This is a genomic window from Acinetobacter sp. L-24 (assembly GCF_056857555.1).
Genome location: NZ_JBSXNI010000044.1, coordinates 423,014 through 442,695 on the forward strand (window position 1 = coordinate 423,014; position 19,682 = coordinate 442,695).

The following is a 19,682-nucleotide window of genomic DNA, read 5'->3' on the forward strand; positions in this document are numbered from 1 at the left end:
AAAAATAAAAACAGGCTCTTAAGAGCCTGTTTAGTTATAACGTGAACGATCAAACTTTAGAAGATGATTCGTGTAGTCAAACCGAGTACCAGTGCATCATCCACATTGTTGCTTGAACCTGGATTAATGACATATTGCAGGTTTGGACGCAGCATCAGCCACTTTGTTGCATTATAGCTATAGTTCAGTTCAATATTGTATTCTGCACTCGCATCAAAATTCAGATTCTTGATCCGGTCATTAATATGTACACGATTGACCGCCAGACCTAAAATATCATTCGGCTGGCTGTCCGCAAGACCGATATATTTCACACCAATTTGTTGTGAATTATCCACTTTGTTAGTATCGCGGTCATGCCAGGTAAAGTTAGCAAATGAATGCAAACCCTGACGGCCCTGACCTGTAGACGTTAACTGTTGTTCTACAGCTAACCAGCCTGCAAAAGTACGGTTTTTGGCATCAGTAGGATTGGCAATATCTTTTTGGTTGGCAACATCATCGGCAGTATTGTACATCCCGCCGATCCGGTAGCTGCCCGGCAGGCCATTCACCCATGATTTCGGCGTCCAGATGACTTCTGCAGGAATCGTCACGCCATCTGCATGGTCGGTATCCAGACTCCAGCCCTGACCTTCTTTAGCGCCATTACCATTATCCTGATTAAACTCATACACACCGACTTGTACGGCAAGTTCAGGATTGAGTTGCTGCTTCACGCGCGCACCCCATTGTGCTACAGGCGTATTCATCCAGATATTGCCCTGCCATTTACCCATCTGTGCAGCACAAAATGCCGTACTGGCAAAATCACAAGCCATGACATTAAAATCCATGCCCAGACCAAGACGACCCGCCTTAATACTGAGCCCTTGATCTTTATAATTCTTTTCAATAGACAGCTCGCTCAGACGGCTATCCTGATTACCACGTCCGAAAGTACCTTGTACATTGGCCAGTTGCGGTGCATTAGAATCCTGCAAGTCACGAACAGAGGTACTTTGACCCTGACGTGCAGTCATCACGGCACGTACAGTGACACCATTCCATCCCGCCAGCTTTTCCATATCCAGTTGAGTACCCAGCCATAATTGGGCAGAAGTTAATGGACCTGCGCCCTCATTACGACCACCATCAGCAAGATAGGCGGTATCGGTTAACAGATTGGCTTCAAATTTAATTCCCTGTTGGGCCAGTTCTGTACGTTGACCATTCCAGTCCCCCAGTAAATACTGACCTTGTGGATCAAATGCAGATTCCGCCTGAGCGGTTATCATGGCAGCCATTAAAGGCAATAGAGCTAGACCTAAATATTTCATGTAAAACCTAAACATTCGGAGAGAAAAACAAGCAAGGTTTTTAAATTGCTATTAGGTGCATGAATTTACATAACTTTTCATACAAATTCCCAGCATTTTTTTTATTACTCATTAAACTTTTAGTTATGCCTTAAACATAAAAATATAATTTTTATTTTAACAATTTCAAATTATTTATATATTTTTCATTAACTTATAATTTACTGATATTTTCTATGTGATTTTCTCCTAAGAAAATTTGTTATAAAAACATAGAAACCTAGTTTATTCTTTAAACAATTACAGCTTAAATAAATACGAAATACCCAGTCATTTTCCAGCGATTTCACCCCGATTAACGCTTGCAATCCCGGCCAATTCACCCAATATTAGCTGCATCTCCCTCGCCATTGATGTGTTATGCCTGAATTACCAGAAGTTGAAACCACCAAAACCAGTTTATTGCCTTTATTGGAACAATGCGTAAAACGTGTTGAAGTGCGTCAGTCAAGTTTGCGCTGGCCTATTCCGGAGAATATAGAAAAGCTGGTGGGGCAAAAATTACTGAAGCTCACTCGCCGTTCTAAATATATTCTGGCGGAGTTTGAACACGACACTATGCTCTGGCATTTGGGCATGTCGGGGAGTTTCCATCTATGCGATGGCAATGAAGAATTACGCAAACATGACCATCTGATCATTCAGTTTGATGATATCGAACTGCGTTATCATGACCCTCGTCGTTTTGGCTGCATTCTTTGGCTGGATGCACAATCACAAAGCAAATTGATCGATACGCTGGGGCCAGAGCCCTTAAGCGAGAACTTTAATGCCAAGTATTTATTTGAAAAATTGAAGAATAAAAATGTTGGCACCAAAGTTGCAATTATGGATAACCATGTGGTGGTGGGCGTAGGCAATATTTATGCGACCGAAAGTCTGTTTAATCTGGGGATTCATCCGGCACAACCGGCCTCGACTTTAAGCTTGATTCAGATCGAAAAGCTAGTATTGGAAATCAAGCGCATCTTGAAACAGGCGATTGATCTGGGTGGTTCAACCTTAAGAGACTACACCAATGCCATGGGAGAAAATGGCTATTTCCAGCAAACCTTGCTGGCTTATGGTCGTGCCGGTGAAATGTGTGTGAACTGCGAGACCACACTTGAAAATATTAAATTGGGACAACGCGCTTCAGTTTTTTGTCCTGAGTGCCAACCTTTGAAAAAGATCCAGCTCCCTGTCAAAAAAGTGGCAACTGTACGAGGGAAAAAGTCATGAAAACAGCCATTGTGCGTCATATTCTGGTCAAAGATAGAGAAACTGCTGAACAGCTTAAAAAGAAGATTTTAAGTGGCGCCGACTTCAATAAAATCGCCAAACAGTATTCAACCTGTAATTCTGCCAAACGTGGCGGTGAGCTAGGTGAAGTAAAGAAAGGTCAACTGGTTCCGGTCATTGATAAACTGGTTTTCACTGCAGCAGAACGTGTATTACATGGCCCGATCAAAAGCCAGTTTGGTTTTCATTTGGTCGAAATCAAGTTTCGGATGGATTTTTAATATTTATAAATCCCTCCCTACCTCCCTTTGTTAAAGGGAGAAGTTCCCCTTTTATAAAGGGGATTTAGGGGGATTAGAAAAATTAGACTTGAGGTGGACGCTTTTTCAATTCATCACGAATTTCACGCAGCAATTCAATATCGGCTGGGGTGGTCGGAGTTTCCTCGACTGGGCCTTCTTGTTTACGTAAACGGTTCATGAATTTAACCAATAAAAATACGACCCAAGCCAAGATTAAGAAATTAATTAAAATCGTTAAAAAGTTACCGTAAGTCAGTACATTTACACCGGCCTTAGTTAAGGCATCCAGAGATTGTAAATTGTCTGGGTTTCTTCCTAAGATAAAGAATTTTTGGGTAAAATCGACGCCACCACCGGTGATCACGGTAATTAAAGGCATAATGATGTCTTTCACCAATGAATCGATAATCTTGCTAAAAGCGCCACCGATGATGACACCAATCGCCAGATCCATCATATTGCCTTTGATCGCAAACTCTTTAAATTCTTGAATAATACTCATAACTGCTCCCATATTTTATTTTCAAGTTTTGGGTCAAATTATACCTGAGTAAATACTTTTAATTTTGACTTAGTTTAATGCATTTTAGTAAATTGCAATGTGAGCATCGCTTAAATATAAAAAAACCGTAATCTTCGAAAAGATTACGGTTTTTGAAAACCCGAAATAATCTAGCGATTATTTACCTGAACGGTTACGTTTACGTTCGTTTTCAGTCAAGAAACGCTTACGGATACGGATTGACTTAGGTGTTACTTCTACTAGTTCATCATCTTCAATAAACTCAAGCGCTTGCTCAAGCGTATATTCAATCGCAGGAACCAGCGTTAACGCATCGTCAGTACCAGAAGCACGTACGTTGGTTAACTGTTTTGCTTTAGTCGGGTTAACTGTCATGTCGTCTGAACGAGAGTTAATACCGATGATCATACCTTCATAAACTTCTAACTGTGGTTTCGCGAATAGACGACCACGATCTTGAAGTGTGAACAGTGCATAGCCCAGACAAGTACCTTGAACCATAGAAATCAGTACACCGTTTTGACGTTTTGCAACAGTACCTTGCTTCATTGGACCGTAGTGCGAGAAGCTAGACGTCATGATCCCTGTACCAGAAGTCATGGTCAGGAATTCAGAACGGAAACCAATCAGACCACGTGAAGGAACAGTTGCTTCAATACGGATACGGCCTTTACCGTCAACTTCCATATTGGTCATTTCGCCTTTACGGTGACCCATTTGTTCCATTACAGCGCCTTGGTGCTGTTCTTCAACGTCAAAAGTAACGTTTTCGTATGGCTCTTGTTTTTCACCATCAATTTCTTTGATGATTACTTGTGGACGAGATACGCCCATTTCGAAGCCTTCACGACGCATGTTTTCAATCAGAACTGAAAGGTGAAGTTCACCACGACCAGATACTTTGAAACGGTCTGGACTGTCAGTATCTTCAACGCGTAATGCTACGTTGTGAATCAATTCGCGGTCTAGACGTTCACGGATATTACGTGAAGTTACGAACTTACCTTCTTTACCAGCAAACGGTGAGTTGTTTACCTGGAATGTCATCGATACTGTAGGTTCATCTACAGACAATGGAGGTAAAGCTTCAACATTTTTCGGATCACAGATGGTGTCAGAAATGTTGAGTGCATCGATACCCGTTACACAAACGATATCGCCTGCAGAAGCTTCTTCAACGTCAACGCGATCTAGACCATGATAACCCATGATTTTTAAGATACGGCCGTTACGTGTTTTGCCATCTTTATCGATTACAGTTACTTGTGTGTTTAATTTCACTGAACCGCGCTGGATACGACCAATACCGATAACGCCTACGAAGCTGTTATAGTCAAGTGAAGATACTTGCATTTGGAATGGGCCATCAACGTCAACCGCTGGTGGTTCAACGATGTCTACGATCGTTTGGAACAACGGAGTCATGTCTTCAGCAAGTTCTTCCGGAGAAGGACCAGCAACACCACGAAGACCTGAAGCATAAACAACTGGGAAGTCTAACTGTTCGTCAGAAGCACCTAAGTTATCGAACAAATCAAATACTTGGTCAATTACCCAGTCTGGACGCGCGCTTGGCTTGTCGACTTTGTTAATAATCACGATTGGTTTCAAACCACGTGCGAACGCTTTTTGCGTTACGAAACGAGTTTGTGGCATCGGGCCTTCTTGTGAGTCTACAAGAAGAAGTACGCAGTCAACCATCGACATTACACGTTCAACTTCACCACCGAAGTCGGCGTGTCCCGGGGTATCCACGATGTTAATGCGGTATTCAGTATTGGTACGTTCATCTAACCATTTGATTGCAGTGTTTTTTGCAAGAATGGTAATACCACGTTCGCTTTCAATAGCGCCAGAATCCATGACACGCTCGATCTCACCCGCGCGATCACCGAGAGCACCTGATTGTTGCAAAAGTTTGTCTACAAGAGTGGTTTTACCATGATCGACGTGCGCAATAATGGCGATGTTACGGAGAGTTTTAATATCTGACATGTAAATTCAATGCGTATGTAATTTGAGGGCAAATTATACAGAAAAATACAAAACTTTTATAGTCACTGTAACCACACTCCTCAACTTTTTTTGCCCAGTTGGGGCTTTTTTGATTTTGTAAAGACGTGTAACTCGATTAGAATAGCGCCACCCAGCCTTAATTTGCATTGACACATGTCTGATTTTAATCAATCTCCTCCTTCTAAAGATCAACTCGACTTGGTATATGGTCTGGAAGATCGACCAAAACCACTGATTGCTTTTCTAGCTGCATTCCAGCACTTACTGGCAATTATTGTCCCGATTGTGACCCCTGGCCTGCTAATTTGTCTGGCGCTTGGTGTTTCCAAAGAAGACACCAACATGATTTTATCCATGTCCTTGGTGATCTCGGGCATCGCGACTTTTTTACAGTCTAAAAAAGTCGGACCTTTTGGTGCCGGTCTGCTGATTGTCCAAGGAACCAGCTTTAACTTCATCGGTCCAATTATTGGTATTGGTTCAGCCATGGTGGCTGCAGGCACACCTGTAGAAGCAGTCATGGCTTCTATTTTTGGTGTGGTGATTGCAGGTGCATTTATTGAAATGGGCGTGTCACAAATTCTGCCTTGGATCAAAAAACTGATAACCCCTTTGGTCACCGGTATTGTCGTGCTGCTGATTGGTTTAACCTTAATTAAAGAAGGTTTAATCAGCATGGGCGGTGGTTATCAGGCCATGAGCGATAAAACTTTTGCCAATGCCGACAACCTGATCATGTCTTGTACCGTCTTGGCGTTGATCATTATCCTGAACCGCATCCGGATTACCTGGGTAAAAAGTTCTGCCATTTTGATCGCCCTGATCTGTGGTTATGTTCTGGCAGGCTTTATGGGCCATCTGGATTTCTCTGGTCTAAAAGATGCACCATTGATACAGATTCCAACACCAATGCATTTCGGTTTAAGCTTCTCCTGGAGCCTGTTTATTCCGATGGCATTCATTTATCTGGTGACGTCTTTAGAAGCGATTGGTGATATCACAGCGACTTCAAAGCTTTCCAACCAGCCAGTTGATGGTCCAAAATGGATGCAGCGCATTAAAGGCGGTGTACTGGTAAATGGCGCGAATTCATTCCTTGCCGGTATTTTTAACACCTTCCCGAGTTCCGTATTTGCACAGAACAATGGTGTGATTCAGTTGACGGGCGTAGCAAGTCGTTATGTCGGCATCTGGATTGCTGCTTTGCTGGTTATTCTTGGTTTACTGCCTGCAGTTGCTGGTATTATTCAGGCCGTTCCGCAAGCGGTACTGGGTGGTGCAGTGATGGTGATGTTTGGTGCAGTCGCAGCCTCTGGCATTAACATTCTGTCTGGTGTCCATCTGGACCGTCGTGCCCTGCTGATCATTGCGATTTCACTGGCACTGGGTTTAGGTGTTGCACAAGTTCCACAAATTCTTGAACATCTTCCTGAGTTATTCCGTAATATCTTTAGCTCAGGCGTTGCTACTGGTGGTATCGCTGCCCTTATTCTGAATGTAGTACTTCCTGAAACAAAGAAGTAATTTCATGTCCAAAGAACACTGTCTAGGTCAGACTTAGGCAGTGTTCTTTATATTGGAGAGATACCTATGGATCCTAAAAGCGAAGTTTTATTAAGACAATATGATTTTTTGTCGGGTCGCATCCTACTGATTAATGCACCAACAGATGATCTGCTCGCTGAATTCGATGCCTCTATCAATCCCGCTGTCTGGACATGGAATTTTAACGATTTTCAATATTTCCAGTCACAACAAGCAGATGTGCATTTTGGTGCAGAGATGCCTGAAGCTGAGTTTGATCAGGCAGTTATTTTTGTACCCAAGTCTAAAGAACTGTTGAATTATTTATTGCATAATGTGGCAGCGCAGCTTAAACCGGGCAGCAGTATTTTTCTGGTCGGTGAAAAGAAAGGCGGGATAGAACGCGCAGCCAAACAGTTGCAGCCTTTTGGTAAAACTCTCAAACTTGACAGCGCACGTCATTGCCAGCTTTGGCAATTGGTTCTAGAGCATACGGTCGAGAAAAAAGCACTTGCAGACTGGGCGCAGCGTTATACCGTTTCGACACCAAATGGCGATCTGAATATCTGCGCCCTTCCAGGTGTCTTTAGTCAAAACCGTTTGGATGTAGGAACTGCCACGCTATTACCTTATTTGTCACAAGTCACTTCAGGTAAAATTGCCGACTTTGGTTGTGGTGCAGGTGTGATTAGTGCGTATCTGGCAAAATTGAATCCGAAAAACCGGATTTTTGCCATGGATGTTGATGCCTTTGCACTGGCTTCTACACAAATGACATTTGAAGAAAATCAGCTCACCCCTGAACAGATTGAAATCAAAGCGGTCACTGGCATTGAGGATGCACCCTTGTTCCTACATGCTATTGTCAGTAATCCGCCTTTTCATATGGGAATCGAAACTGATTACACGGCAAGCGAAACCTTGTGTAAAACCTCACGTCGTCATTTAAAATCGGGCGGCGAGCTTTGGATCGTGGCCAACCGTTTCTTGAACTACCCGACCCTGATTGAACAAAACTTTGGTCGCTGCACAGTGAAAGCGGATCAACAAGGCTTTAAAGTGCTCTTCGCCAGCACTCAAAAAAATGTTAAGGAATCATGATGAGCGAAACGCAAAACACGATGCAGCTGCAGCGTAAGCTGGGTGCTCGTCATCTGAATATGATCGCCATTGGCGGATCAATTGGTACAGGTCTATTCCTGGCCTCAGGGGCGACCATTGCCAACGCTGGACCAGGCGGTGCACTACTTGCATATGTACTGATTGGGATCATGATTTATTTCTTGATGACCAGTCTAGGCGAGCTTGCCACACATAACCCGACCTCAGGTGCATTCTTCACTTACGGCACCAAATATGTCGAAGGTGGTTTTGGTTTCGCTCTGGGTTGGAACTACTGGTACAACTGGGCCATTACTGTGGCTTTTGAGTTGGTTGCAGTTCAGTTTATTATGAAATTCTGGTTTCCAGATATTCCGGGCGTGTACTGGAGCGCCATCTTCCTTGCCATTATTTTCGGGATTAATGCCCTGACAGTAAAAGGCTTTGGCGAATCCGAATTTTTCTTTTCTCTGGTGAAAGTTCTCGCGATCATTGCCTTTATCATTATCGGGATCTGGATGATCGTGAAGCTCATGCTGACCCCGGGTGCGGAAGCATTTGCCAACTGGAGTATTGGTGATGCACCCTTTGTCGGTGGTTTCCAGGCATTAATTGGTGTGGCGATGATTGCCGGATTCTCCTTTCAAGGTACCGAAATGGTCGGTGTGGCGGCAGGTGAATCGAAAAATCCAAAGAAAACCATTCCGGTGGCCATCAAACAAATTTTCTGGCGTATCCTGTTGTTTTATATTGTGTGTATTTTCATTATCGGCACTCTGATTGCCTATAATGACCCACGTTTATTACAGGCCGCTGCGACAGATAATATTGCGCTTTCGCCATTTACCTTATTATATGAAAAAGCCGGCTTTGCCTTTGCCGCCAGTATCATGAATGCGGTGATCTTGACCGCTATTTTGTCTGCAGGTAACTCGGGCATGTATTCGTCTACACGTATGCTGTTTGATATGGCACGTAAAGGCAGTGCACCTAAAATGTTTGCGCGTCTGGACCCGCGTGGTGTGCCGATGAATGCACTCTATGCCACTACGGCGATCGCAGCTCTGTGCTTCCTGACCACTTTCTTTGGTGAACAGGAAGTCTTTAACTGGCTGCTGAATATGTCGGGGATGTGTGGCTTTATCGTCTGGCTCGGGATTGCCATTTCCCATTACCGTTTCCGTAAAGGGTATCTGGCACAAGGATATAAACTGGAAGATCTGGCTTATCGCGCTAAATTCTTTCCTTTCGCCCCTTGGTTTGCGTTTATCCTCTGTGCGATTGTTGTTCTCGGACAAAACTATCAGGATGTTTTGGCCGGTCAATGGATGGGTGTGTTATCGACCTATATCAGTATTCCGCTATTCCTAGCGATTTGGTTCGGCTACAAATGGAAGAAAAAAACCAAACTGGTCTCTTATCAAGAGATGGATGTGCAGCCGATGAAACTTGATCAGGAATAAAAAATTATTCATTAAAAAAATCAGCTTACGGGCTGATTTTTTATTTCTTGAATTAACTATGACGCATCACGAAATTGCGATCATCAATCACAATCACTTGCTGGCAAATTCCGTCTATCCGACGTTGCTGCTCAAATACCTCTTTAGGCATAGACTCAAAACTATCAAAGAAGCTAATTTCATTTTCATCAATTTCATATATCAGGGAATGATTCCCTACTCCCTCTAAGGTGTCATAGAACACAATCACAAAACGGCCTGCTTCTACATTTTCCTGAATTTCTGCATAAGACAATGGCTGTTCTATAACAGGAATATTTAAGCGATGTGCTTGTTGATAGAAATCGACTTCAATTGGCTGTTTATCTGCATCATGTTCAGTACAAAAATTGACATCCAAACCCAATGTCTTTAAAGCAACTGCAAGTGCGATGCTTGAGCTTCCCATTTCAGGGTCATGTTGACAGAGCTGAGTTAAATCAGGAATATTCAAATCAATGCCATAATGATGAAAAATCATCCATATTGCAAAAATTCCGCTATTGGCTTCCAGATTTTGCAAATCTTCAGGAATTTCGACACTCATATTTTTACTCAACGACATCTTAACAGGCTAAGTGTAGTCAAAATACAGACATAAAAAAAGCAGCTCCGAAGAGCTGCCTTTTTAATGAGTGTTCAATAATGAATTATTGAGCAACTGGTTGTTCAGCTAAAACAGTACGGCTACCAGTGATTGTCGCGAATACACGACGGTTCATAGCACGACCTTCTTTAGTGTTGTTGTCAGCAATCGGTTGATCCCAAGCGAAACCTTGAGTAGACAAGCGAGATGCATCAACATTGTATTCATTTACAAGCGAAGATTTAACAGAGTTAGCACGTGCTAGAGATAAACGTTCGTTTAGTGCACGTGGACCAGTGTTGTCAGTGTGACCTTCGATACGAGCAGTAGCGTTTGGATATTCAACTAGCTTCTCAGCAACTTTAGCGATTTCTGGTTTGTATTGATCTTTGATGTTTGATTTGTTTGTATCAAAGAACACACGAAGTTCCATGTTCAGGTCTTCAGTCAACTCTTGTGGCGCTGGAGCAACTGGAGTTACAGGCTCAACTGGAGCAACTTCAACTACTGGAGCAGCTGGTTTCAGACGACCACCTAGAACAACATTAAGACCAGCTAATGCTGTGTAGTTCCAGAATTTTTCGTCAAAGTGGTAAGTACCACGAGCTTCAGTACGTAGCGCTAAGGCATCGTTGATGTGCCAGAATGCACCCACACCAGCATTACCTAGAGTACCTTCTTCTTCATTACCGCGAGTACCGCGTGGCACACCTTCAAATTCGTATTTGTAGTGACCCGCACCTAGAAGCATGTATGGCTTCACTTTGCTGTCATAGTTACCAGTAAATACGTCAGAAGTTGCGTAGAAGTTACCTGCAATATTTTGGCCTTTGTATTCTGCACCTTCAGCAGCACCGTCAACATCGCCCTTTACTTGGCTATATTCAGCTTCAAAACCTAACCAAGGAGTTAATTCAACACCAATAGCAGCACCTACGAATAAATCGTCTTGTAATTCAGGACTACTAGTAAGTTCGCCATCATTACCGTTATTGTTGTGCTGGGTGTCTTGGAATGTATAACCTAACATCAACGGAGTAATAGTTACGCCTGCATTTGCAGCAGCAAAAGGTGCAGCTACAAGCATAGCTAAAGCAATACGACTCATTTTCATGGATTTATCCTCCAGAGATAAAAATTGTTGTTCAAGCTCAAGCCCGCAATAGGCCATCCTGAGATAGGCTTTTTATTACCCCAGTTTTATTCTTAAGCTATTCACATGGCATCATACAAACACTTTATTATTTTTCCAAGTGCTTGATTAATTTAATCAAGTAAATTATTGACAAAATTACTTACAATTTCCGTTGTAATTCGGTAACTTTTTACTCAATTTTTTATTCTGAATACCCTATGGTGATTGCCAATTATTTTTTAATCACTTTCTTGAAACTTAAGTAAGGACTGATTACTCGGCTCCACAAAGCATAAAAAACGCATAATTAATAACATATTCCTCATAAAAATAATATATAAATCAGGTAACTCTATGTATAAAAAAATAACAAGAGCATTCACTATTGTTGAGTTAATTATCTGTATTGCAATGATTGCAATTCTCGTCAGTATCGCCCTACCGTACTTCCATGACTATCGATCCAAACAGGAAGCCAAAAATATTCCGATCAAATTATCTCAAATTAATCGTTATGCACGCAGCCAGGCTGCAGTGTTTCACCAAAATATTGTGATCTGCCCTAGTCAGGATTCTCTGAGTTGCCAAGCCAATCAATGGAACAAGAACATGCTGGTTTTCATCGATAAAAATAAAAACAGGCAAGTGGATACAGGCGAACAAATTTTACAAATTGATGTACTTAACCTCAAATACGGTAACCTGAGTTGGCGAGGAGCTTTAAGTTTACCGAGTGTCACTTATCAAGCGCACACTGCCCTGCCGATTGGTTCAAATGGTAGTTTTTATTATTGTTCTACCCATCTTTCTAATCAACAGCGTATTGTACTCAGCAAAATGGGGCATATCCGGATTGAAAGTCTCTCGTCTTGCTAACAGAACTATCCAGTTTATGCTTCGCTGCGATTAACGCTTCAATCCTGAGTTTTTTTCAATATACTGCTTAAGTTTGAAAAAATTGATTAAAACTCATACGGAGAGAGAACAATGACTGACATCCTAATTGTCAATGGTGCACGTACAGCCATGGGTGGCTTTCAGGGGAGTCTTGCCAGTGTAACTGCGCCAGAACTCGGTGCGGTCACCATTAAAGAAGCAATTGCCCGTGCGGGTCTGCAACCAGAAGATATTGAAGAAGTCATTATGGGTTGTGTCCTTCCGGCAGGTTTAAAGCAGGGCCCTGCACGTCAAGCCATGCGTCAAGCTGGTCTTCCAGATTCTACTGGCGCTGTAACCATTAATAAATTATGTGGTTCAGGCATGAAAGCCGTCATGCAAGCTGCAGATATGATTAAAGCCGGTTCTGCAAATATCGTGGTTGCAGGTGGCATGGAATCCATGACCAATGCTCCTTATGTATTGCCAAAAGCACGTGGCGGTTTCCGTATGGGTCACGGTGAAATCAAGGACCATATGTTTCTGGATGGCTTGGAAGATGCTGAAACAGGTCGCTTGATGGGTTCATTTGCCCAAGATATGGCAAATACCAAAGGTTATACCCGCGAGCAGATGGATGATTTTGCGATTCGCTCATTAAAGCGTGCGCAAACTGCGGTCAATGAAGGCTACTTTGCTGATGAAATCGTGCCTGTAACAGTTAAAACCCGTAAAGGTGATGTAGTCGTTGATAAAGACGAACAGCCGTTCAATGCCAACATCGATAAAATTCCAACTTTGCGTCCTGCTTTCGCTAAAGACGGTACGATTACGGCGGCTAATGCCAGCTCGATTTCAGATGGCGCATCAGCTCTAGTAATTACCTCGGCTGATAATGCAGCAGCAAAAGGGTTGAATCCTTTGGCTAAAATTGTTGCCTATGCATCGAATTCGCAACATCCAGCTGAATTTACCATTGCTCCAGTCGGTGCAATCCAGAAAGTGCTAGATAAAACTGGATGGGCCGCTTCTGATGTCGACCTTTGGGAAATCAATGAAGCCTTTGCCATGGTGACCATGTGCCCAATGGATGAGTTCAAGCTGGATCCTGAAAAAGTCAACATTAACGGTGGTGCATGTGCACTCGGTCATCCTGTGGGTTCAACCGGTTCACGTATTATCCTGACTTTGATTCATGCACTAAAACGTACCGGTGGAAAAAAAGGGATTGCAGCCCTGTGTATTGGTGGTGGTGAAGCGACAGCTGTGGCGATTGAATTACTTTAACCTATTCTCTCACCCCATCCCTCGCCCATAGGGAGAGGGAGTTAAAAATCCTCCTGATCTGGAGGATTTTTTTCGCTTACATTTTGATAAAGCTTGCTCGCGCAAAATACCGCAAAGTGGCGTAGATTAAAGCAAGCAAAATAAAAAGGGAGTTCTCCCATGCAACTGAATCATTACCTCAATTTCCAAGGTCAGGCTGAAGCAGCCTTTAACTTTTATAAATCAGTTTTTGGAGGCGAATTTTCAAGTCTGAGTCGTTATGGTGAAATGCCAACTGAAGAAGGGATCACGCTGTCAGAAGCGGATAAAAATAAAATCCTGCATATCTCACTTCCCATCAATGAGTTTACAGAACTGATGGCATCGGACACGAATGATCAATTCTGTGCACAAACCAATACGGTGTTCATTCCAGGTAATAACCACTATATTTCCATTAACTTAGACGCCAGCGAACAAGCTGAAGCACAACGACTCTTTGATACTTTATCGGTGAATGGTCAAATTGAGATGCCGCTAGAAAAGACCTTTTGGGGCGCACTTTATGCTGCCTTTAGCGATCAGTTTGGAATTCACTGGATGATTAACTGTCAACTTGAAGAAAATTAAAGGTTTTTATCAAGATATAAAAAAGCCGGAATCAATCCGGCTTTTTGACAGCAACTTAATTTAAATTAAGCACCTGTTTGATAATGTGCCTGTGCAACCGCAGTCGATGCCTGATACGGATTTTTGAAATCATTCAAACCGGCAACAGCTTCAGTTATATCTTCACCTTCTTTAATCACGAAAGTATCGAAACCGAATCGACTAATTTATTTACTTAACTTTTTCTTTTTTCGTTCTTCTAAAATTTTCTTTCTACCTTTATCAGTCAAAGAATAGTAGTCTATATACGAACTTATTAAGCCTTTATCAACTAAGGTACTCAATAAGTATCTTTTTTCAGTTTCATCTATACCAGAAATATCATCTATACCATGACCTTGATTAGGTAATTTTGAGAAAAATTCAAGACATTCATATTCAAGGTATGTAATATCTCGGTCTCTATTAATGTAGATCTTTTTTAAATACCTACCCAAAGAAACAACTAAGCTTAAAATTAAAAATAATCCACAAAAAATGCTTGTACAAAAAAATATATTCCTCCAAGTATTCGGAAGATCAATGACCTTTATTATTTCTGATAAGTAAAGCATTGAGAGACTTCCCAACACAATTACCAATGCGATCAATTTATCTGTTTTTAAAATTTTTAACCATTCAGTCCAATTCATATTTAAATTCTTATCATCATATTATTTTAATTATAAAAAAAGCTGAACCCAAGTCCAGCTTTTTCAGTTACTTAATGATTATCAAGCACCTGTTTGATAATGCGCTTGTGCAACCGCAGTTGATGCCTGGTACGGATTTTTGAAATCATTCAAACCGGCAGCCGCTTCCTGAATATCTTTACCTTCTTTAATCACGAAAGTGTCGAAACCTGAACGCTTCATGTAGTTCAAAACATCTTTGAATACATCCCCAGTAGCACGCAATTCGCCTTGGAAACCCTGACGGCGAAGAAGTGCTGCAAATGAATAACCACGACCATCATTAAAACCGGCAAACTCAATAAAGATTGCATCTAGCTGATCCAATGGAAACTCATTGGTTTCAGGCGAAGCATCTACGGTTAAGTACAATGCTTTTTTACCTGTCACATTGGCAATCTGGTCTAACTGATCCACAGTCAGAACCACATCACCCTGTGGTAAAACACCATCTTCACCCATCAATTGATAGGTATTATCTGCAATCGTGCCATCTTTAGAGAGCACTTGAAGTGCGGTATTAAGCATATGCACGCTCCTTGAATGGTTGAATGCCGACACGGCGATAAGTATCGATAAACTCTTCACCATCCTGACGCAGGTCAAGATAAGTATTCAAAATTTCTTCTACGATATCCGGCACGACTTCGGCTGCAAATGATGGCCCAAGAATGTCACCAATTGACGCATCATGATCGGCATTACCGCCTAAAGTGATCTGGTAGAACTCAGCGCCTTTCTTGTCTACACCTAGAATACCAATATTACCCACATGGTGATGGCCACAAGCATTCATACAACCTGAAATATTCAGATCCAGTTTGCCTAAATTGTAAATCGTATCCAGGTCATCAAAACGGCGTGAAATTGCTTCAGAAATCGGAATGGATTTCGCATTAGCCAAAGAACAGAAGTCACCGCCCGGGCAGCAAATGATGTCGGTCAAGAAACCGATATGCGCACGTGCCAGGTTGTTTTGATCAAGGGTTTGCCATACAGCGAACAAGTCTTTTTGTGGTACATCGACCAGGGAAATGTTTTGTTCATGCGTGGTACGCAGCTCACCGAAAGTGTACTGATCGGCAAGATCTGCAATCAGGTTCATTTCTTCTGTGCTGACATCACCCGGTGCAATCCCGGCACGTTTCAGTGAAATCGTCACGATACGATAACCTTTCACTTTATGTGCATTGGTATTGATGTTGAACCACTGTTTGAATTTTGGATATTGTGCAAATAGTTCAGTGAAATCTTCATCTGCATAATCTTGGTAGTCAAATGGCGTGAAGTTCTCATCCATTTTCGCCAAGGTGTCTGCATCGATTTTCAGTGTTTTAATCGTATGCGCAAATTCAGCTTCAACTTTCTCGGCAAATACTGCTGGTGTTAAAGCTTTTACCAGAATCTTGATACGTGCTTTATATTTGTTGTCGCGACGGCCATGCAAGTTATACACACGAAGGACTGCTTCCAGATAAGCAATCAGGTCTTCACGCGGCAAGAACTCACGGATAAAGCTACCAATCACTGGCGTACGGCCGAGACCACCACCGACTTTGATTTTATAGCCCATTTCGCCTGCTTCATTACGCACAATATACACACCGATATCGTGGAATGCAGTGGCTGCACGGTCAGTTTCTTCAAGCGCAGAGACTGCAATCTTGAATTTACGTGGCAAGAAAGCAAATTCCGGATGGAAGGTTGACCATTGACGGATCAATTCACAAGTCGGACGTGGATCGGCAATTTCACCTGCAACCACACCTGCATACTGATCCGTCGTGGTATTACGGATACAGTTACCTGAGGTCTGAATCGCATGCATTTGCACAGTGGCCAGTTCAGCCAGCATATCCGGCACATTTTCCAGCGCAGGCCAGTTAAACTGGATGTTTTGACGGGTCGAAATATGCGCGTAGCCACGGTCATATTCTTTTGCCAAATCAGCCACTTTACGAAGTTGTTTTGAGTTCATCAAACCATATGGCACGGCAATACGTAACATTGGCGCATAACGCTGTACGTACAAACCATTTTGCAGACGAAGCGGACGATACTCATCTTCAGTGAGTTTACCGGCTAAATAACGTTCCGTTTGGTCACGGAACTGTGCAACACGTTCATTAATCAGTTGCTGATCAAAATCAGTATATAAATACATGGCGTACAGCTAGTAGTTTCTATTATATCGCCGGCAAGGATAGCGAGATTGAACCTATCAATAAAATGCTTTTTATACATATTTCATAGCGGTTTTATTGATAAGCCTGACAAAGTTTCACGGATCTCGGTATTTACAGCACTGGATTAAATTTAAAGTAATAATGATGAAAATCTTCAATTATTATTACTTATTTTCATATAGGAAAAATTTCCTCTCATTTCATTAATAATCTAATTAACACGTTAAGAATATTACCAATTTTGACTTTCTCCCAATTGCTGTCCTACAAACTCATAGCGTATCGTAGAACGTGAAAATTTAATCGGACAAGCCAATTGTGCTTCGGTCTGCTGACTGCTGGATTTGAGTGGCACCTGTACTATCCATCCCCGCTGCTGGGCCAGATCGGAATGTAACGCTTCTTCAAGTTTGAGCACCGGTTCAACACAGACATCCAACGCGGCAAACAGCGTTTGCCATTCAGATAAAGACTTGGTCTTGATTTTATTCTGAATCGCCTGCTTCACCACAGCATGATCTTCAGCGGCATAAGAAGCGCCTTTGTCCAGGAGAATCGGCAGTTCTAAAGCCTGTGCCAGCCCCTGCATAAATGGTGGTTCCAGGCTACCAATCGACAAATAACGCCCATCCTGGGTTTCATAATAATCATAGAAAGTTCCACCATTCAGATAGCCGGATTCTGGAGATTGATGCTGATTGCCAGCCAGACTGGCAGAAGCTGCCAGATTGCTCATCGTTACCACACAATCGGTCATGGAAATGTCAATGTACTGGCCTTTGCCACTTTGTTGGCGTTCAATCACCGCGGCCAGAATCGCAATCACGGCATGCATGGAACCACCTGCAACATCGGCGACCTGAATTCCCAAGGCTGGTGGACCATTTTCAATCCGCCCACTGTGTCCGGCAATTCCGGACAAAGCCAGATAATTAATGTCGTGCCCTGCCTTATCTTTATATGTGCCAGTTTGGCCGTAACCGGTAATGGAACAGTAAATCAGTTTCGGATTAATTTCGCTTAAGGTTTGATAGTCTAGCCCAAGACGTTGCATTACACCGGGACGGAATTGCTCAATCACAATGTCATAATCTGCAATCTTGGATTTAACCAGTTCAATATTCGCAGGATCTTTCAAATCCAGTGCAACCGATTGCTTGTTTCGGTTCAAATAACTTTGTGAAGTGGCCTGTCCATTGGCAAAGGGTGGCATTAATCGCAACAGGTCCGGTCGGGTTGGTGATTCAATATGCACAACTTCTGCACCTAAATCAGCAAGATATAATGTGGCAAACGGGCCGGGTAAAAGTGTAGAAAAATCTAGGATTTTCAATCCTTTTAATGCATATGACATTGGAGTATTTGCTCTACTTATATTGCTTTTTTCAGCATCTTAGGCACATAAATGCATAAAAACAATGTCATGTTCAGCCATTTACCTTGATAGTTTCGGCAATCTAATATGTAAGAAAATGGCAAAGGTATTCTTGTAAATTGCCATTGCTTTATTATTTTTCGTCATTTAGGTCAATTATTAGTGAACATTAAAGAGACTGAAGGATTAAACATGAGTCGTGATACGATCAGTATCCACTTCGTCAATGCAGCCTTATCTGGCGTTAAGCGTCTGGGCATGGATGTCGATACTTTATTGTCTCACGTCGGGATTGAAGCAGAACTGCTGCATCAGCCCAAAGCGCGTATTTCGCCTGAACAATATACCCGCTTTATTAAAATGCTGTGGATGGTGACCCAGGACGAGCATGTCGGCTTTGACAAACAGCAACGCCGGTTGGGTACTTTTGCGATCATGTGCCAGCTGATCATTCATGCCAAAACTCTGGGTGATGCACTGGAACTGTCTTCCCAGTTCTACAAACTCTTTGGTGATGACTGGTCGGTGACCCTGGAACGCGACAAACACGAAGCACGTCTGGTTCCGCTGATTCCAAATGCGATGGATCCGGATCATTTCATTACTGAAAGCATGCTGATGATCTGGCATGGCTTGGCGTCTTGGCTCATTGAGCGTCGCCTGCCACTGGAACGCGTGCATTTTAGCTACCCTCGTCCAGACCATGCCGATGAATATGATGCCCTGTTCTTTGCGCCGGTAATGCAGTTCGATATGCCACGCACCGAGATCACTTTTGCTGCGGATTATCTGGACCTGCCAATTCGCCAGAATGAAGAAACCTTAGAAGAGTTTTTGAAAGCTGCGCCGGCACAATTGCTGGTGAAATTCAAAAACACCAACTCGCTGACTTCACGTATTCGTGATGTGCTGAAGAGCCAGATTGGCGAAGAAATGCCGACATTAAACGATGTCGCGTCGATGCTTTATCTATCACCGCAAACCTTGCGCCGCCGTCTGGCAGCCGAAGGCAAAAGCTATCAAGGCGTAAAAGATGCCTTGCGCCGTGATGCAGCAATTCACCTGTTACTTAATCCGGATCTGACCCTTGAAGATGTTGCACAACAAGTCGGTTTCAGTGAAACTAGTACTTTCCACCGCGCCTTCAAGAAATGGACCGGTGTAACCCCGGGTCTGTATCGTCAATTGCATGGCTATCATTAATCAAATGATGTTGCGAAATAACATTTAAAAATTAAAATCAGTTCTCTCCGCCTAAGCATTAGCTTAGGCTTTTTTATAATTACAATTGGCTAAATCGCTCAATTGATCTGACCCGTTCTCGTCATTGCACTTCAAAAATTAAGGATTACACTCGAATCATTAGAATAA

18 protein-coding genes and 1 pseudogene are annotated in these 19,682 nt (G+C 42.6%); 9 read left to right on the forward strand and 10 right to left on the reverse strand.

From position 1 onward, the window contains the following. Positions 1–56 precede the first annotated feature (56 nt). A complete protein-coding gene (locus AC13CK_RS13615; protein ID WP_425878642.1) occupies positions 57–1,319 on the reverse strand; it encodes a carbohydrate porin in 1,263 nt (420 codons plus the stop codon). A 399-nt stretch (positions 1,320–1,718) separates the two neighbouring features. Here AC13CK_RS13615 and mutM point away from each other — a divergent pair, with 399 nt between their 5' ends. Both mutM and AC13CK_RS13625 read left to right on the forward strand, forming a co-directional pair. Beyond that, positions 1,719–2,579, forward strand: a complete 861-nt coding sequence (mutM, locus tag AC13CK_RS13620) for a bifunctional DNA-formamidopyrimidine glycosylase/DNA-(apurinic or apyrimidinic site) lyase (protein WP_425878641.1) — start codon at positions 1,719–1,721, stop codon at positions 2,577–2,579. Then, the gene (locus tag AC13CK_RS13625) at positions 2,576–2,860 is read left to right on the forward strand and encodes a peptidylprolyl isomerase (protein WP_005266020.1); all 285 of its coding nucleotides are present in this window, start codon (positions 2,576–2,578) and stop codon (positions 2,858–2,860) included. Before mutM ends, AC13CK_RS13625 begins: the two co-directional genes overlap by 4 nt. Before the next feature lie 82 nt (positions 2,861–2,942). Here the strand turns inward: AC13CK_RS13625 and mscL are convergent, their stop codons facing one another. Continuing rightward, entirely contained in the window at positions 2,943–3,383 is a 441-nt protein-coding gene (gene mscL, locus AC13CK_RS13630) for a large conductance mechanosensitive channel protein MscL (RefSeq protein ID WP_004281717.1), read from the reverse strand. 177 nt (positions 3,384–3,560) lie between these two features. Next, positions 3,561–5,399 (reverse strand): translational GTPase TypA, encoded by a 1,839-nt coding sequence (typA, locus tag AC13CK_RS13635; protein ID WP_004281716.1) that lies wholly within the window; start codon positions 5,397–5,399, stop codon positions 3,561–3,563. A gap of 174 nt (positions 5,400–5,573) precedes the next feature. On the opposite strand from typA, the gene AC13CK_RS13640 reads away from it, so the two are divergent. From AC13CK_RS13640 to AC13CK_RS13650, 3 genes are all read left to right on the forward strand, one after another. Next, complete coding sequence (locus AC13CK_RS13640) at positions 5,574–6,944, forward strand: uracil-xanthine permease family protein (protein ID WP_005247971.1); 1,371 nt, start codon at positions 5,574–5,576, stop codon at positions 6,942–6,944. 66 nt (positions 6,945–7,010) lie between these two features. Then, on the forward strand, positions 7,011–8,045 hold the full coding sequence (locus tag AC13CK_RS13645) for a methyltransferase (RefSeq protein ID WP_180086459.1): 1,035 nt from the start codon (positions 7,011–7,013) through the stop codon (positions 8,043–8,045). Further along, the gene (locus AC13CK_RS13650) at positions 8,045–9,508 is read left to right on the forward strand and encodes an amino acid permease (RefSeq protein ID WP_425878952.1); all 1,464 of its coding nucleotides are present in this window, start codon (positions 8,045–8,047) and stop codon (positions 9,506–9,508) included. The genes AC13CK_RS13645 and AC13CK_RS13650 overlap by 1 nt, the downstream gene beginning before the upstream one ends. Positions 9,509–9,560: 52 nt before the next feature. On the opposite strand, the gene AC13CK_RS13655 is transcribed toward AC13CK_RS13650, so the two are convergent. Both AC13CK_RS13655 and omp38 read right to left on the reverse strand, forming a co-directional pair. After that, positions 9,561–10,094: a cysteine peptidase family C39 domain-containing protein gene (locus AC13CK_RS13655; protein ID WP_425878637.1), complete on the reverse strand. Its 534-nt coding sequence runs from the start codon at positions 10,092–10,094 to the stop codon at positions 9,561–9,563. A gap of 103 nt (positions 10,095–10,197) precedes the next feature. Further along, positions 10,198–11,247 (reverse strand): outer membrane protein Omp38, encoded by a 1,050-nt coding sequence (gene omp38, locus AC13CK_RS13660; RefSeq protein WP_253175400.1) that lies wholly within the window; start codon positions 11,245–11,247, stop codon positions 10,198–10,200. 375 nt (positions 11,248–11,622) lie between these two features. On the opposite strand from omp38, the gene AC13CK_RS13665 reads away from it, so the two are divergent. The 3 genes from AC13CK_RS13665 to AC13CK_RS13675 all read left to right on the forward strand — a co-directional run bounded on the left by AC13CK_RS13665 (position 11,623) and on the right by AC13CK_RS13675 (position 14,040). Continuing rightward, positions 11,623–12,144, forward strand: coding sequence for a GspH/FimT family pseudopilin (locus tag AC13CK_RS13665; protein ID WP_253175398.1), 522 nt, complete (start codon positions 11,623–11,625; stop codon positions 12,142–12,144). A 111-nt stretch (positions 12,145–12,255) separates the two neighbouring features. Next, positions 12,256–13,431: a thiolase family protein gene (locus AC13CK_RS13670; RefSeq protein ID WP_425878634.1), complete on the forward strand. Its 1,176-nt coding sequence runs from the start codon at positions 12,256–12,258 to the stop codon at positions 13,429–13,431. A gap of 159 nt (positions 13,432–13,590) precedes the next feature. Continuing rightward, positions 13,591–14,040, forward strand: a complete 450-nt coding sequence (locus tag AC13CK_RS13675; protein WP_219308568.1) for a VOC family protein — start codon at positions 13,591–13,593, stop codon at positions 14,038–14,040. A gap of 65 nt (positions 14,041–14,105) precedes the next feature. Here AC13CK_RS13675 and AC13CK_RS13680 read toward each other — a convergent pair. The 5 genes and pseudogenes from AC13CK_RS13680 to AC13CK_RS13700 form a co-directional block, all read right to left on the reverse strand. Then, a pseudogene (locus AC13CK_RS13680) lies at positions 14,106–14,246 on the reverse strand (DUF934 domain-containing protein); the annotation flags it as partial. Further along, positions 14,247–14,711: a hypothetical protein gene (locus AC13CK_RS13685; protein WP_253102243.1), complete on the reverse strand. Its 465-nt coding sequence runs from the start codon at positions 14,709–14,711 to the stop codon at positions 14,247–14,249. A gap of 81 nt (positions 14,712–14,792) precedes the next feature. Next, positions 14,793–15,278, reverse strand: coding sequence for a DUF934 domain-containing protein (locus tag AC13CK_RS13690; protein WP_005263640.1), 486 nt, complete (start codon positions 15,276–15,278; stop codon positions 14,793–14,795). Then, positions 15,271–16,914, reverse strand: coding sequence for a nitrite/sulfite reductase (locus AC13CK_RS13695; protein WP_004645943.1), 1,644 nt, complete (start codon positions 16,912–16,914; stop codon positions 15,271–15,273). Before AC13CK_RS13695 ends, AC13CK_RS13690 begins: the two co-directional genes overlap by 8 nt. A 254-nt stretch (positions 16,915–17,168) precedes the next feature. Continuing rightward, positions 17,169–18,290, reverse strand: coding sequence for a CaiB/BaiF CoA transferase family protein (locus AC13CK_RS13700; RefSeq protein WP_425878630.1), 1,122 nt, complete (start codon positions 18,288–18,290; stop codon positions 17,169–17,171). A 213-nt stretch (positions 18,291–18,503) separates the two neighbouring features. Between AC13CK_RS13700 and AC13CK_RS13705 the strand changes: the two genes are divergently transcribed. Next, positions 18,504–19,514, forward strand: coding sequence for an AraC family transcriptional regulator (locus AC13CK_RS13705; protein WP_004645946.1), 1,011 nt, complete (start codon positions 18,504–18,506; stop codon positions 19,512–19,514). Positions 19,515–19,682 lie beyond the last annotated feature (168 nt).

Coding starts and splice junctions, on each gene's coding strand:
- mscL (WP_004281717.1), bottom strand. CDS start 3,383: ATGAGTATTATTCAAGAATTTAAAGAGTTTGCGATCAAAGGCAATATG.
- AC13CK_RS13645 (WP_180086459.1), top strand. CDS start 7,011: ATGGATCCTAAAAGCGAAGTTTTATTAAGACAATATGATTTTTTGTCG.
- AC13CK_RS13615 (WP_425878642.1), bottom strand. CDS start 1,319: ATGAAATATTTAGGTCTAGCTCTATTGCCTTTAATGGCTGCCATGATA.
- AC13CK_RS13625 (WP_005266020.1), top strand. CDS start 2,576: ATGAAAACAGCCATTGTGCGTCATATTCTGGTCAAAGATAGAGAAACT.
- AC13CK_RS13650 (WP_425878952.1), top strand. CDS start 8,045: ATGAGCGAAACGCAAAACACGATGCAGCTGCAGCGTAAGCTGGGTGCT.
- AC13CK_RS13665 (WP_253175398.1), top strand. CDS start 11,623: ATGTATAAAAAAATAACAAGAGCATTCACTATTGTTGAGTTAATTATC.
- AC13CK_RS13675 (WP_219308568.1), top strand. CDS start 13,591: ATGCAACTGAATCATTACCTCAATTTCCAAGGTCAGGCTGAAGCAGCC.
- AC13CK_RS13705 (WP_004645946.1), top strand. CDS start 18,504: ATGAGTCGTGATACGATCAGTATCCACTTCGTCAATGCAGCCTTATCT.
- AC13CK_RS13685 (WP_253102243.1), bottom strand. CDS start 14,711: ATGAATTGGACTGAATGGTTAAAAATTTTAAAAACAGATAAATTGATC.
- AC13CK_RS13690 (WP_005263640.1), bottom strand. CDS start 15,278: ATGCTTAATACCGCACTTCAAGTGCTCTCTAAAGATGGCACGATTGCA.
- omp38 (WP_253175400.1), bottom strand. CDS start 11,247: ATGAAAATGAGTCGTATTGCTTTAGCTATGCTTGTAGCTGCACCTTTT.
- mutM (WP_425878641.1), top strand. CDS start 1,719: ATGCCTGAATTACCAGAAGTTGAAACCACCAAAACCAGTTTATTGCCT.
- AC13CK_RS13655 (WP_425878637.1), bottom strand. CDS start 10,094: ATGAGTGTCGAAATTCCTGAAGATTTGCAAAATCTGGAAGCCAATAGC.
- AC13CK_RS13670 (WP_425878634.1), top strand. CDS start 12,256: ATGACTGACATCCTAATTGTCAATGGTGCACGTACAGCCATGGGTGGC.
- AC13CK_RS13700 (WP_425878630.1), bottom strand. CDS start 18,290: ATGTCATATGCATTAAAAGGATTGAAAATCCTAGATTTTTCTACACTT.
- AC13CK_RS13640 (WP_005247971.1), top strand. CDS start 5,574: ATGTCTGATTTTAATCAATCTCCTCCTTCTAAAGATCAACTCGACTTG.
- AC13CK_RS13695 (WP_004645943.1), bottom strand. CDS start 16,914: ATGTATTTATATACTGATTTTGATCAGCAACTGATTAATGAACGTGTT.
- typA (WP_004281716.1), bottom strand. CDS start 5,399: ATGTCAGATATTAAAACTCTCCGTAACATCGCCATTATTGCGCACGTC.